Genomic DNA, 270 nt, shown 5'->3' with positions numbered 1-270 from the left:
CAATGCTTCATCCAACCCCTACGACAACACCACCAGCGGCCTGACGGCCACCAACGTGCAGGATGCGATCGATGAGATCAACGCCCTGGCGGGAACGGTCTCCCTGACCGACAACGGGGACGGTACCTACGACTTTACCGACGCTGCCGGGAACACGACCACCATCAGCGACACCTCCCTGTCTACTTTGATAGACAATGGGGACGGTACCTACACCTATACTGACGAAAGCGGAGCTACCCAGGTAATCGACACCAATGCTTCATCCAA

Annotated in this window: 1 protein-coding gene; it reads left to right on the top strand. The window is 57.0% G+C overall.

The annotated features are described in order from the left end of the window. The coding region (locus CA832_RS15055) for a hypothetical protein (RefSeq protein WP_198944491.1) at window positions 1–270 on the top strand (270 nt) is incomplete at both ends.

The organism is Robiginitalea sediminis (assembly GCF_002198115.1).
Taxonomy (GTDB): Bacteria; Bacteroidota; Bacteroidia; order Flavobacteriales; family Flavobacteriaceae; genus Robiginitalea; species Robiginitalea sediminis.
Note: the sequence above shows the minus strand (reverse complement) of the source record. Positions and strands in the feature narration are given on the sequence as shown.